The following is a 13,832-nucleotide window of genomic DNA, read 5'->3' on the forward strand; positions in this document are numbered from 1 at the left end:
ATATGGAGATTAATGATATCATCAGACTGATGCAGGCTGTGTCAGAGAATGGCCTGACCAGCTTTAAGATAGAGGAAGGCAACTTAAAGCTTTCCATCAAGAAGGAAAAAGAACAGATTATAACTGTAGCAGGAAACAGCACGGTGCAGCAGATGATACCGGCGTCAGGCGTGGCTGCAGAGATGGCAGCGATTCCGGCAGCGGAATTTACTGCGCCGGCCGGCAGCGGTAAAGGCGCGCAGACCGCGGAAAACACGGCCGCAGCTATTGACTCCGATAAGATCGTGGCGTCACCGTTAGTGGGAACCTTTTATAACTCCTCTTCACCGGATGCTGAGCCGTTTGTCAAGGTTGGGGACACGGTAAAGAAGGGGCAGACCCTTGGAATCATCGAGGCCATGAAGCTGATGAATGAAATTGAGAGCGAGTTTGACGGCGTTGTGGAAGCTGTTCTGGTCACCAACGAAAATGTGGTGGAGTATGGCCAGCCCCTGTTCAGAATCCGATAAGAAGTGATACAGGGCTGTGATTGACAGGAAAGAAAAAGTTAAAGAGAGGTTCAGCCGATTTTTAAATGATGACTGGGTTAAAAATGGTTGAGGCTCTTTTTTCATAAAGAGGAGAGAGAGTCATGTTAGGTATTAAGGAAATTGAAGCAATTATTCCGCACAGACATCCGTTTCTGCTGGTAGACTGCATTGAAGAGCTGGAACCGGGCGTCCGCGCCGTAGGATATAAATGTGTTACGTTTGATGAGCCGTATTTCCAGGGGCATTTCCCCCAGGAACCGGTTATGCCGGGCGTGCTGAGAATTGAGGCGCTGGCACAGGTAGGAGCCGTCGCTATTTTAAGCGAAGAGGCGAATAAGGGAAAGCTGGTATTCTTTGGAGGTATTGACAAGGCGAAGTTCAAGTATAAGGTGGTTCCCGGCGACCGCATGCGTCTGGAATGTGAAATTATCAAGCGCAAGGGGCCGGTAGGCATCGGCAGGGCTGTAGCAACGGTTGACGGAAAAATTGCCGCTTCCGCGGAACTGACATTTATGATTGGATAGGTGGTCGTCATATGTTTGATAAAATATTAATTGCTAACCGCGGCGAGATCGCGGTGCGTATTATTCGGGCATGCAGGGAAATGGGAATCAAGACCGTGGCGGTCTATTCCGAGGCAGACCGGGATTGTCTGCATACGCTTCTGGCGGATGAAGCCATCTGCATCGGTCCCGCGCCATCCACCCAGAGTTACTTAAATATGGAGCGGATTTTGACCGCTACAGTGGCGATGAAAGCGGATGCCATCCATCCGGGCTTTGGTTTTCTCTCGGAAAATGCCAGATTTGCCGAACTGTGTGAAAAATGCAATATAACATTTATCGGTCCATCCGCTGACATTATCAATAAAATGGGCAATAAATCTGAGGCGAGAAAGACCATGATGGAGGCCGGAGTCCCGGTCGTTCCGGGCGGTAAGGAGGCTGTTCACGAGGTGGAGGAAGCCCGTCTCGTAGCGGAAAAGATCGGATATCCGGTGATGATTAAGGCATCGTCAGGCGGCGGCGGAAAGGGTATGCGTATCTCCAGAGGACCGGAAGATTTCGATGCAAATTTCCAGAACGCCCAGATGGAGTCGATCAAGGGATTTTCTGATGACACAATGTATATTGAGAAATATATCGAGAAGCCCAGACATATCGAGTTTCAGATCATGGCGGATAAGTTGGGAAATGTTGTCCATTTGGGAGAACGCGACTGTTCTATTCAGAGACGCCACCAGAAGGTGCTGGAGGAATCCCCGTCAGCAGCTATTTCAGAAGAGCTGCGTAAGAAGATGGGGGAGACGGCGGTACAGGCGGCGAAGGCTGTAGGCTATGAGAATGCGGGAACCATTGAATTTCTGCTGGATAAGCACAAGAACTTTTATTTTATGGAAATGAACACGAGAATCCAGGTAGAGCATCCGGTAACGGAACTGGTATCCGGACTGGATTTAATCAAAGAACAGATCCGTGTGGCGGCAGGAGAGCCTTTAAGCGTATCCCAGGAAGATGTAAAGATTACGGGCCATGCCATTGAGTGCAGAATCAATGCCGAGAACCCGGAAAAGAACTTCATGCCGTGTCCGGGTCTGATCACAAATGTTCACGTGCCGGGAGGCAATGGAGTCCGTGTTGACACGCATATTTACAATGACTACAGAGTACCGGCAAACTACGATTCCATGTTGATGAAGCTGATTGTCCATGGAAAAAACCGAACAGAGGCAATTGCCAAGATGCGAAGTGCGCTGGGAGAATTGATTATAGAGGGAATCGAGACAAACGTAGACTTTCAATTCGATATTTTGAGTCATGAAGCATATCAGGATGGCGACATTGATACAGATTTCATTCCAAAGTATTTCGCGGAATATGTGCGTTAACAATGAGCAGTGCACCCAGATGAAATTTCGTATTCCAAGATGCAAGCTCGCTTGTATCTTGGAATGCGGAGTTTCATCTGGGTATGGGGCGAATGCCCGGCAGCCATGGGACGCCAAAGGTGTTCCATGGCTGTCCACTGCGGCTGCATCTCCCCCTATCCCTCTCCTTACGGCCACCCCCATCCCCCCTCATTTTTTCTTTCTTAAAGGAGCAAAACCATGTTAAAAGACATGTTCAAAAAAACCTATACACTAATCGACAGCAAATATAAAACGCCCGACAAGGCAGACGAACCGAACATCCCGGCGGGTCTGTGGAGAAAGTGCAACAAATGCGGTCAGCCTATTTACGCGGAGGATGTCAGAAACAACTTTTATATCTGTCCGAAATGCAAAGGTTATTTCCGTGTCCACGCTTATCGCAGAATTGAGATGACCGCGGACGCGGGCAGCTTTGAGGAATGGGATAAAGAGATGGAATTTGCCAATCCCCTGGATTTCCCCGGATACGAAAAGAAAATAGAGGCCGCCAGGGAAAAAACAAAGTTAAATGAAGCCATTGTAACCGGAAAATGTACCATAGGCGGCGAGCCGGCAGTCTTAGGCGTCTGCGACGCCAGATTCATTATGAGCAGTATGGGCCACGTTGTCGGAGAAAAGATTGCGAGAGCGGTAGAGCGAGCCACAAAGGAACAGCTTCCCGTTATTATTTTTGCCTGTTCCGGCGGCGCCAGAATGCAGGAAGGAATCGTATCTCTGATGCAGATGGCCAAGACCTCCGCGGCATTAAAGCGCCATCACAACGCAGGCCAGCTGTTTGTCAGTGTTCTGACCGATCCTACGACCGGCGGCGTGACCGCCAGCTTTGCAATGCTGGGGGATATCATTCTTGCAGAGCCGGGAGCCTTAATCGGCTTTGCGGGCCCCAGAGTGATTGAGCAGACCATTGGCCAGAAGCTGCCGGAGGGATTCCAGCGCTCTGAGTTCTTACAGGATCACGGTTTTGTGGATAAAATTGTAAAGCGCGAGGACATGAAATCCACAATTTCCGCTATTTTAAAGCTCCATCATCCACATAAACAGGAAGATAACGGTGAAAACACATCTTTCCTTGTGGATAACTGTTCCCAGCCCGCTGGACTCAGTGGAAAAGAGAAGAAGACGAAAAACCGCAGGAATAAAAAGAGTCCATGGGATACCGTACAGCTTTCAAGAAGTGCGGAACGCCCTGTTGCCAGCGACTATATCAATGCGGTATTTGATGATTTTATGGAGTTCCACGGAGACCGTTACTTTGGCGACGACGGAGCCGTCGTGGGCGGATTAGCCTTTTTCCACGGTATGCCGGTGACGGTCATTGGCCAGGAAAAAGGAAAAAACACGAAAGACAATATTAAGCGCAACTTCGGAATGCCGTCTCCGGAAGGTTACCGGAAGGCGTTGCGCCTTATGAAACAGGCGGAGACTTTCGGCCGCCCTGTCATCTGTTTTGTGGATACGCCGGGCGCGTTCTGCGGTCTGGAGGCGGAAGAGCGCGGCCAGGGCGAGGCAATTGCCAGAAATTTATTTGAAATGGCAGATATCACCGTTCCGATGCTCTCTATTGTAATTGGAGAGGGCGGAAGCGGCGGAGCGCTGGCTATGGCTGTGGCCAATGAGGTATGGATGCTGGAAAATGCAATCTATTCGATTCTGTCTCCGGAGGGATTTGCCTCCATTCTTTACAAGGACAGCAAGAAGGCCAGCGATGCGGCGCGTGTCATGAAGATCACTGCCAGGGATTTGATGGAACTGGGGCTGATCGAAAGAATTATAGCTGAGGAAGAACCGGCATCAGCGGAGAATTTAACAGATCTGGCAAAGGAAATGGACAGTGCCATGGAGGCTTTTTTTGCAAAATACGCTGCAATGCCAAAAGAAGAAATTGCCTCTGGGCGATATGACAGATTTAGGAGAATGTGATGGGAAATTTAAAACCATTGGTAATAGGAGAACTTGTAGTTCCAAAACCGATTATACAGGGCGGGATGGGGGTTGGAATCAGCCTCTCCTCACTGGCGGGCTCAGTTGCAAAGGCAGGGGGCATGGGAATCATTTCTACCGCGCAGATCGGATTTAGGGAACCGGATTTTGCAGATCATTCGCTGGAAGCGAATTTGAGGGCAATTGGAAAAGAATTTAAGAAGGCCAGGGATATCTCTCCGGAAGGCGTGATTGGATTTAATATCATGGTGGCGACGAAAAGCTATGCACTGTATGTGAAGGAAGCGGTTAAGGCAGGAGCGGACATTATTATCTCCGGAGCCGGTCTTCCCGCTAGCCTTCCGGCATATCTGGCCGAGGCTGCGGCAGAGATGGGCGCGGCCGGGGAAAAGGTAAAGACAAAGATCGCCCCGATCGTATCCTCTGTCAAGTCTGCCATGGTAATCTTAAAGATGTGGGACCGTAAGTTTCACCGCGTTCCCGATATGGTCGTGGTAGAGGGGCCGCTTGCGGGAGGTCACCTGGGCTTTTCCCGTGAATCACTGGAGACACTGGGCGTGGATACTGCGGATGTAGAGCACACGTATGATCAGGCTGCCTACGACGAAGAGGTCAGAGGAATTATCCGCCTGGTAGGAGAGTATGCCGAGAAGTACCAGACAGAGATTCCTGTCGTGACGGCGGGCGGAATCTACAGCCATGAGGATGTGATGCATCAGATGGAGCTGGGAGCTGACGGCGTCCAGGTGGCGACGCGTTTTGTGACCACAGAGGAATGTGACGCTCCGGACGAATTTAAGCAGGCGTATCTTAACACCTCAAAGGAAAATATCGTAATCACAAAGAGTCCCGTAGGCATGCCTGGACGGGCGATCAATAACGCATTCTTAAGCGGTGTCGGGCAGACTCCGTTTAAGCTGGAACATTGCTATCAGTGTCTCGAGAAATGCGATAAGAAGACGATTCCCTACTGTATCACCAAGGCACTGGTGAATTCCGCGGAAGGGAATACGGATGAAGGGCTTGTGTTCTGCGGAAGCAATGCATTTCGGGCGGAGCGGATTGAAACGGTGGATGAGGTAATGAGGGACTTGATGGGAGAATAAAAGAAAACAGGTATTAGTAGTGAAAGTAAAGGCCATGGAGAGATAAGGTTCCATGGCTTTTTTGTTTGGTTAGTTTTAGGGTAATACTGGAAAACATACTTGCAACCGCTTATCTGGAGCAACAGGTTACTAATGAACGATTACAATCAATTCTAAATAAGCATTCTGTAGATGTAGGGAAAAAGTTAGCTGTATTAATTGAAAAGAATATGCTGATTGCTAAAAAAAACGACGTTGGACAAAGTATTCCTTAAATTTGGAGTATAAAGAAATGCCTATACAAATGGATTTCAATGACTATGCAGAGTCGGATCCAGTTCTTAATAAAACTGATAAATTGATATATCAATATATTAAAGAAAATGGATTTATTACAGCGAAACAGGTAACGCAGATAACCAGAATCGGTACTATAGCAGGAGCATCTGTTGCATTAAGCAGATTGAGAGAAAGAAGAATTGTTAGAATGATAAGAAATGGAAAAAAAGTATATTATGAATTGTATAGGAATTGATGTATCAATAAAAAAGTTGATATATTGGACAGAAATTCTATAGTTAAAGGTTAATGAAAAAAAGTTAAATAATATTCGGTTATAAAACAATTTCGAAAATCATAAAATAGCAATAAAATCACCACGGCGGTTGAATTAGTATGTTAAATTATCTCTGGGCGTTTATGATGGTGGTAGGCGTTTTATGGGCGGCGTTCCATGGAAATTTAAGCGCGGTTACCGATGGGGCGCTCTCGTCGGCAAAGGAAGCCGTCATGCTGTGTATCACAATGTTGGGAGTGATGTCCTTCTGGACCGGGATCATGGAGATCGGGCAGAAGTCTGGCCTGATTGAACGGTTGTCCCGGAGGATGGGGCCGGTGCTTCGTTTTCTTTTTCCCAGAATACCGAAGGATCATCCCGCCATGGATCACATCGCCACGAATATCATTGCCAACATCCTGGGCCTGGGCTGGGCCGCTACGCCGGCCGGGTTAAAGGCCATGGAATCCCTCCAGGAGCTGGAGGAGGAGCGGCGGGAGGAAGAACAGACAGAGTCAGGAAAAAATAGTCTGGCTGGCTATAAGAAACGTCAGATGCAGAAGTTACCACGCGCCGTACCGCTGGGAACAGCCAGCAATGAAATGTGTACATTTTTAATTATTAATATCTCATCCCTTCAGTTGATTCCGGTCAACATGATTGCGTACCGGAGTCAGTATGGGAGCACGAATCCGGCGGCAGTGGTAGGACCGGCAATTGTGGCTACGCTGGCCAGTACGATCGTGGCCGTCGCGTACTGCAAGGTGATGGACAGAAAACGGGGAGCATAAGGCTCCCTGTTTTTTTGGCTCGGCTGATTGCCAGCTGCCCTCAGGCACTACAGCAGCGACAGAGTAGACTGCCGCTCCACCAGCTCCACATCCAGCTGGACATGCGGCTGTTCCACATACCCTGTACGCAGTTTTTCCAGCAGCAGCTCCATGGCTGTTTCCGCTTTCTTAATTACATTCTGTGATATGGTCGTCAGTTTTGGTGTCGTGTAGGTGGAGACCGCCAGGTTATCGTAGCCGATGACGGAGAGGTCTGTGGGAATCCGCAACCCTCCCAGTCTGGCGCCCTCCATGATGCCGATGGCGCAGATATCAGCCGTGGTGACAAGCCCGGTGATCTTAAGGGCGCTTGCCGCGATGGCCTTGCCGGCGGCGACCCCTTCCTCGTATGAGGGAGAATAGGAAAAAATACAGTCCGGATCACAACCAAGTCCGCTTTCTTCCATGGCGGCCCGGTAGCCTTCGAAACGGTCTGTTAAAAGAGGATTGCCTTCGTAATTTGCCACGAAGGCAATTTTTTTATGTCCGCGGTTAATGAGATAGCGAGTCGAGAGGTAGCAGCCCTTTCGGTCGTCGGAACAGACATTGATGACCTCCGGATTGTCTGTTCTCGCATCGAAAAGGACTACGGGAAGATGATTCTCTGCAACAATCGCGTTGATGGAATCCTCAAAACGGTCTCCCAGGCGGGGATAGAGGAAGATTGCGCCGTCAACGTTCCAGTTGCGCATCAATATAGACAAATCATCCTGAGACCGGACTGCGCGTATCATGACGAAGTATCCGTTGTCACGCAGCTCTCTTTCAATCACGCCGATCATGGAGCTGACGTACGGATTGTCAAAGTAGCTAACCGAAGTTCCGTTGTCCTCCTTGTCATCCAAAGGAACAATGACTCCTATAATATGGGAAGATTTAATCGTCAGGCTTCTTGCGGACAGGTTCGGAACGTAATTGTATTCTTTTATAATGGAATTTACTTTTTCTATGGTTGCGGCAGAAACGCGGCTGTGCTTTCCGTTGATTACGTTGGACACGGTCATCATGCTGACACCGGCTTTTTCTGCAATATCTTTTAAAGTCATGTTTTTCTCCCCCTTTTCTTAAGTTATATTTAGCGCTAAATATATTATACACTATGAAGTTAAAAAACGCAATTGTATTTTATTTCACTTTAGTATAAATGCATAGTTTAAATGGGTTTAAACTATTTAAAAATAACAAAATACAAAAATAATATTGACAGTACCTCGTTCGAGTGGTATTCTCATGTTAGATTTAACGCTAAACCTTAACGAAACCAATTGCAGCGATTACCATTTTCAGAAACCAGAGACTGAAACGGAGACCGCGCGAAAAGAACAAGGAGGAGTTTAAAATGAAGAAATGCTGGATAGCAGCCGGCCTGGCTGCAGCGATGATGGTGACAAGTCTTACGGGATGCGGCAGCTCGGGCGAAAAAAAGGCTGCGGAGAGCGCAGCAGTAAACGTGCCGACAGAACCGTTTGGCGATACGGTAAAGTATGATCCGTCGCAGCCAATTAACGATGGAAAAGACATTTCCGTTGAATTCTGGGAATGGGGCAGTGACAATCTGTTTCAAGAGCTGATCGACGGTTATACAGCAATTCACCCCAATGTTTCCATCAAACTGGTCAACAATCCATGGGACGACTACTGGACAAAACTTCCTCTTTCACTTGGCGGTGCAAACGGACCTGCAATTTTCAATGTACATAACAGCCAGCATGAAAACCTGATTAACTATATGGCCCCGTATGAAGTATCGTCAGACGATCTGGATGCGGATTTTAACGGCGTGAGCGCCCATGTCATCGACGGCGAGGTTTACTATATTGATTACGGCATCATGACAGGCTCTGTTTACTACAACAAGGACATGTGGGAGGCCGCGGGGCTCACAGACGCGGATTATCCAAAGACCTGGGATGAGATGCGGGAAGTGGCGAAGAAGCTGACCATCAAAGAGGGAAACAGCTTTGTACAGGCCGGGTTAAACTTTAACGGAACCTTCCATCAGAATTACCTTCTGGGCTTGAATTACCAGCTGGGCCAGGATTTATTCGAAGATGACAAAAAGACAGCTACTGTCAATAATGACGCCATGAAGGAGGTTATGCAGCTTCTGGTGGATTTATACGAGGTTGACGGAGTCGGTTCCAAGGATTTCGGAGCAGAGGGCGCGGACAGCTTTGGACAGGGACAGTCAGCCATGACAATCCAGTGGGGCCATTTTAACAACACGTTAAAGACAAACTTCCCGGATATCAACTTTGGCGTCTTTGAAATCCCGGTATTTGAGGAAAATCCATATGCTTATAACCGGTATAACGGCGAGTCTACCTTTGGTATCAATAAGAATGCTCCGGCGGATCAGCAGGCCGTTGCGCAGGATATTGTGAAGTATTTCCTGGCGAACAATGACATTCAGAAGAAGTTCAACATTGCCATGAGCACCTTCCCGGCGAAGAAATCACTGGCTGAGGATGCGGAGATTCTGGCCAATCCGTCCATGGCGGTTCTGGCCGATCACATCGACCGTTACATCTGGCCGGGCCCGATGCCGGCGACCATGGAGACATCTTTAAAGACCGCCGGTGAAAATGTATTCTTTAACGGCATGTCCATTGACGATGCGTTGGCCGAGGCGGAAGAGACCATACATAACGATATGAAGAACAGCAGTTTTGAATCAGTAGAAAGCCTTTATAAATACGCGGAGTAAGACGCCGTCACCGGGAATGCCGCTTTCCATTTCGCTATTCAGTTCAGGAAATGCGGCGGCATCCCCCTGTTAAGAGGAGGGAAAATCATGTTCCGAAAAACAAATCCCCTGCAGAGCAAAAGTGAGATCCTGCTCCGCAATATCACAGTAACCGGAATGATTCTGTTCTACACGGTATTTTTACTGGTGCCGATTGGGATCGCATTTGCAGGCAGCTTTCACGAATGGAATCCGCTGAGCGGTATTTACCGGTTCAATGGTATAGAAAATTATATCAGTGTATTTACCAGCGCTCTTTTCGGCAAATCCATGCTCAATACCCTGATATTTTCTGTTGTAGTTATCTTTTTCCGGGTGGGGCTGGGCCTTGCTATTGCTATAGCGATCTACTCAAACCTGATTAAGCACAAAAGCTTTTTCCGCGCAATTTATTACATGCCGGTGGTTACGCCGATGGTGGCGGTGGCATTTGTGTGGAAATTCCTGTATAATCCGCAGATTGGTGCCATCAACCAGATTTTGGGACTTGATATCAACTGGCTGATGAATCCGAAGACGGCGCTGCTTGCCATTATGATTATGACGATCTGGAAGGATTTCGGCTATGCGGTCGTCATGTTTATGGCAGGTCTCTACTCCCTTCCCAGCGATGCCATGGAGGCGGCGAGAGTGGATGGGGCGTCTTCTTGGCAGACCTTCAAGTATTTAACGCTTCCGCTGTTGAAGCCCATGACGCTGTTTGTGGTGATTACGTCCATCATTTCCTATATCCAGGCGTATGTACAGGTGCTGATCCTGACGGAAGGCGGTCCGGGAACAGCCACCTACCTCTCCTCTTATATTATTTATAATGAGGCGTTCGTGAAGTATAATTTCGGATATGCATCCGCGATGTCCTTTGTGCTGTTTGTCATCACCGCGGTATTTACCTGGCTGTCATTCCGGGTATCCGGGGATTCGGAATAAGGAGGAGATGTCATGAAAAAGAAGGTAAGCAGTATCGTACTGAATCTTGTTTTACTGGTACTGGGAGTCGTGACCGTGTATCCGTTTTTATGGATGCTGGCCTCCTCTTTTAAGAAAAACAGTGAAATTGTGGCCCTGCATCAGACTTTCCTGCCAAAGCTGTTTACGGCGGGGAATTACGTGTCCATGAATGCTCATTTTAACTTCATGAGATTCTTTGCAAACAGTATCTTTATTACGCTGGCCATCACGGTGATCGTGATCTATACCAGCACTCTGTGCGGGTTTGTACTCAGCAAATATAAGTTTAAAGGCAGAGACGCCCTCTTCGGCCTTGTGCTGGCGACCATGATGATTCCATGGTGTGTCACCATCATTCCGAGATATTCCATGATCAAGGCGTTTGGATGGATGAACTCCTATGCCGCTCTGATTGTACCTGCGTCATTTTCCGGCTTCGGTATCTTCATGATGAAACAGCATATTGCATCCGTCCCCAATGAAATACTGGAGGCCGCCAGAATTGACGGTGCGAATGAGTTTTATATTTTCCATAAGATTGTGATCCCCATGTCAAAGAACGGGATTTCCAGTATTGCGATATTCCAGTTTTTATGGGCGTGGGAAGATTTCCTCTGGCCGTATCTGGTTATTGATGACAGCAGGAAACAGCTTCTGTCCGTTGGTCTTAAGATGTTTAACGGGCAGTATTCCACAGATTACGGCGCACTGTTTGCAGCTACTACGATTTCAATCATACCGGTTCTGGCGGTTTACCTATTCTTCCAGAAACAGTTTATCGCAGGAATTGCCGCGTCGGCAGTGAAGGGTTAAAGACAGGAATGGTTAATGGCAGAAGGAGAATATGGTGATGAGAGATATTTTTAAGGTTAAGACAAACCCTGCGGCCTGCGGGGAAAATATAGTGCTGGGAGACTGCTACCGCATCAGCGTGCTGACGGACGGACTGATCCGGCTGGAATATCAGGAAAACGGCCATTTTGAAGACCGTCCCTCACAGATGGCGTGGAACCGTGATTTTAAACCAACCCAGTACCGGGTCATTAAGACGGAAGACGGAATTGAGATCCTGACAAAGCGGATTCATCTGATTTATGATGAGAAAAAATTCTCTAAAAATGGATTGAGCATCCAGGTGATCGGAAACTTAAGCGCATATCACAGCATCTGGCATTACTCTGAGGAAATTCATGATCTGAAGGGGACAGCAAGAACGCTGGACGAGGTGGATGGCTCTACGGAACTGGAGCACGGAGTTCTTTCCCGGTTTGGATATTCTGTTCTTGATGATGGAAAAAGCATGCTCCTGACAGAGGACGGCTGGGTAGAGCCGAGATGCGGCAGGGGCGAGGACATCTATTTCTTCGGTTACGGCCATGACTATCTGGAATGCCTGAAGGACTTTTACCATCTCAGCGGCAGATCCCCCATGCTTCCTCGTTTTGTCCTCGGGAACTGGTGGAGCAGGTACTATAAGTATACGGAGGAATCGTATCTGGCTTTAATGGATCGGTTCGAGCGTGAAGATATTCCATTTACGGTGGCTGTCATCGATATGGACTGGCATCTGGTGGATATCGATCCGAAATATGGCAGCGGATGGACCGGGTATACGTGGAATCGTAGTTTGTTTCCCGATCCGAAGCGTTTTCTTCAGACGCTGCATAAACGCGGGATGCGGACGACTCTGAATGTCCATCCGGCGGAAGGCGTCCGGGGCTTTGAGGAAATGTATCCGGATATGGCCAGAGCGCTGGGCGTGGACTGGGAAAAGGAAGATCCGATTAACTTTGATATCGCGGATCCGGCTTTTCTGGAGGCTTATCTTGAGTATGCGCACCATCCTTATGAGGAAATGGGCGTGGATTTCTGGTGGGTGGACTGGCAGCAGGGGAATAACAGCAGGATTCCGGGGCTGGATCCGCTTTGGATGCTGAATCACTACCATTTTCTGGACAGTAAGAGGGAAGGAAAACGCCCGATGACATTTTCCCGATATGCGGGTCCGGGAAGCCACAGGTATCCGGTAGGATTTTCCGGAGATACGATCACCACATGGGAATCTCTTGAGTTCCAGCCGTATTTTACGGCAAATGCATCCAATATAGGCTATGGCTGGTGGAGTCATGATATTGGAGGCCACATGCGGGGCTATAAAGACGATGAGATGGAGGCGCGGTGGACGCAGTTCGGCGTATTTTCTCCAATTATGCGGCTTCACAGTTCCTGCAGCGAGTTTAACGGGAAAGAGCCGTGGCGGTTTAAGAAGGAGACGGAGGTTGTGATGGGAGAGTTCCTGCGCCTGCGCCACCGTCTGATGCCTTACCTTTATACCATGAACTACCGGGCGAGTGAGTCGGCAGAGCCGATGATTATGCCGATGTATTATCGGCATCCGGAAGCGGCGGAGGCCTACGAGGTGGCCAATCAGTATTACTTCGGAAGCGAGATGATCGTGGCGCCCATCACCGCGCCCAGGATTCGGAAGATTAACGAGGCAAAGGTGCGTGTATGGATTCCGGAAGGAACTTATATTGATTTCTTTAATCATATGGTGTATGAAGGCGGAAGAGTCATGGAACTCTACCGGCCGCTGGAGACGATTCCGGTACTGGTGAAGGCCGGAGGTGTGATTCCCATGACGGACAGCACCGGGGCCGCCGATGTGACGAAAAACCCGGAGGCTCTGCGAATCCTGATCTTTGGAGGCGCGGATGGCGCATTTACGCTGTATGAGGATGACAATGAGACGTGTGATTACGAGCAGGGCGTATGCGTGACGACGGAGATGAAGCTTGACTGGGAGGGGGAGAAACAGACCTTTACCATCGATTCGGCCAGGGGAGCGCTGGAATTAATACCTGAGAAAAGAAATTTCGTTCTGGAGTTTGCCGCGGTGACGGATACAGAGTGCTGTGTGAGTCTGAATGGAGAGGAAACCGTATACAGAAAGTCCTATGATGCGGACAGCAGAACACTGACCCTGGAGATCGATCAGGTTAGCGCAGCAAAAACGCTGGTTGTAAGGTTTGAGACAAACATGAAGCTTTCTGAAAACCCGGTGGAGAAACTTGTCTTTGAGTTTCTGAATCAGGCGGAGATCGAGTTTGAGACAAAGGAAATGTTGTTTAAGCGGATCAGGGAAGGGAAGAGTTTGAAGGTCTTTCTTTCGGAGCTGCAGGCAATGGAGATTGATGGAGAGATTAAGGGGGCGTTGGTGGAGATTTTGACGGCATAAGACGAATCCTGCTTAACATAGGAACTGA

Annotated in this window: 11 protein-coding genes; 10 read left to right on the top strand and 1 reads right to left on the bottom strand. The window is 48.6% G+C overall.

Annotation, left to right across the window (positions count from 1 at the left end; all coding sequences use genetic code 11):
- Positions 1-2 precede the first annotated feature (2 nt).
- The 6 genes from accB to DFR60_RS14365 all read left to right on the top strand — a co-directional run bounded on the left by accB (position 3) and on the right by DFR60_RS14365 (position 6,833).
- Positions 3-509 carry an acetyl-CoA carboxylase biotin carboxyl carrier protein gene (gene accB, locus DFR60_RS14330; RefSeq protein ID WP_110323481.1) on the top strand — a complete coding sequence of 169 codons (507 nt, stop codon included), beginning with the start codon at positions 3-5 and terminating at the stop codon, positions 507-509.
- A 122-nt stretch (positions 510-631) separates the two neighbouring features.
- On the top strand, positions 632-1,054 hold the full coding sequence (gene fabZ, locus DFR60_RS14335) for a 3-hydroxyacyl-ACP dehydratase FabZ (protein ID WP_110323482.1): 423 nt from the start codon (positions 632-634) through the stop codon (positions 1,052-1,054).
- 11 nt (positions 1,055-1,065) lie between these two features.
- A complete protein-coding gene (locus DFR60_RS14340) occupies positions 1,066-2,418 on the top strand; it encodes an acetyl-CoA carboxylase biotin carboxylase subunit (RefSeq protein ID WP_110323483.1) in 1,353 nt (450 codons plus the stop codon).
- A 219-nt stretch (positions 2,419-2,637) separates the two neighbouring features.
- The gene (locus DFR60_RS14345) at positions 2,638-4,380 is read left to right on the top strand and encodes an acetyl-CoA carboxylase carboxyltransferase subunit alpha (RefSeq protein ID WP_110323484.1); all 1,743 of its coding nucleotides are present in this window, start codon (positions 2,638-2,640) and stop codon (positions 4,378-4,380) included.
- Entirely contained in the window at positions 4,380-5,507 is a 1,128-nt protein-coding gene (locus DFR60_RS14350; protein ID WP_110323485.1) for an NAD(P)H-dependent flavin oxidoreductase, read from the top strand. Before DFR60_RS14345 ends, DFR60_RS14350 begins: the two co-directional genes overlap by 1 nt.
- Before the next feature lie 654 nt (positions 5,508-6,161).
- On the top strand, positions 6,162-6,833 hold the full coding sequence (locus tag DFR60_RS14365; protein WP_110323488.1) for a nucleoside recognition domain-containing protein: 672 nt from the start codon (positions 6,162-6,164) through the stop codon (positions 6,831-6,833).
- 47 nt (positions 6,834-6,880) lie between these two features.
- Here DFR60_RS14365 and DFR60_RS14370 read toward each other — a convergent pair whose 3' ends face one another.
- The gene (locus DFR60_RS14370; protein ID WP_110323489.1) at positions 6,881-7,918 is read right to left on the bottom strand and encodes a LacI family DNA-binding transcriptional regulator; all 1,038 of its coding nucleotides are present in this window, start codon (positions 7,916-7,918) and stop codon (positions 6,881-6,883) included.
- Between the two features lie 293 nt (positions 7,919-8,211).
- Between DFR60_RS14370 and DFR60_RS14375 the strand changes: the two genes are divergently transcribed.
- From DFR60_RS14375 to DFR60_RS14390, 4 genes are all read left to right on the top strand, one after another.
- On the top strand, positions 8,212-9,579 hold the full coding sequence (locus DFR60_RS14375; RefSeq protein ID WP_110323490.1) for an extracellular solute-binding protein: 1,368 nt from the start codon (positions 8,212-8,214) through the stop codon (positions 9,577-9,579).
- A gap of 87 nt (positions 9,580-9,666) precedes the next feature.
- Positions 9,667-10,545, top strand: coding sequence for a carbohydrate ABC transporter permease (locus tag DFR60_RS14380; RefSeq protein ID WP_110323491.1), 879 nt, complete (start codon positions 9,667-9,669; stop codon positions 10,543-10,545).
- A 12-nt stretch (positions 10,546-10,557) separates the two neighbouring features.
- Entirely contained in the window at positions 10,558-11,379 is an 822-nt protein-coding gene (locus DFR60_RS14385; RefSeq protein WP_002605471.1) for a carbohydrate ABC transporter permease, read from the top strand.
- A 37-nt stretch (positions 11,380-11,416) separates the two neighbouring features.
- Entirely contained in the window at positions 11,417-13,804 is a 2,388-nt protein-coding gene (locus DFR60_RS14390) for a glycoside hydrolase family 31 protein (protein WP_110323492.1), read from the top strand.
- Positions 13,805-13,832 lie beyond the last annotated feature (28 nt).

The sequence above is a fragment of the Hungatella effluvii genome (assembly GCF_003201875.1).
In the GTDB taxonomy this organism is placed as follows: domain Bacteria; phylum Bacillota; class Clostridia; order Lachnospirales; family Lachnospiraceae; genus Hungatella; species Hungatella effluvii.